Source organism: Brevibacterium sp. SIMBA_078 (genome assembly GCF_046534565.1).
Classification (GTDB): Bacteria; Actinomycetota; Actinomycetes; order Actinomycetales; family Brevibacteriaceae; genus Brevibacterium.
In genome coordinates this window covers 1-252 of the sequence record NZ_JAWRYQ010000410.1, presented here as the reverse complement: position 1 = coordinate 252, position 252 = coordinate 1, and the positions used below count along the sequence as shown (strand labels likewise).

General features: G+C 48.4%; 1 protein-coding gene. It reads left to right on the top strand.

Translation table 11 applies throughout. The features are described 5' to 3' along the window. A partial coding sequence (locus SB749_RS20220) for a major capsid protein P2 (RefSeq protein ID WP_410711884.1) occupies positions 1-252 on the top strand: 252 nt, incomplete at both ends.

Genomic DNA, 252 nt, shown 5'->3' with positions numbered 1-252 from the left:
AGCCAGGTGTAACCTACCAATCCTTTATTATCGACACGAACCTTGCTGAAGATGCAACGTTGTTGAAATTCGAGTTAGAGCTAAACGGCATCGTTATCATGCAGGCTCGCGGCGTCGATTTGAAGTCGCTGGACGCTTACAAGCAGATTTTAAGCGAAACTGGCCGTTTTGTTCTGGACTTATCCAAGCAGGAATTCCGCAGCTTAGCGGGTGTTCGCATGAGCGAGTTAGTCACAGAAGCAAGTGACCAGG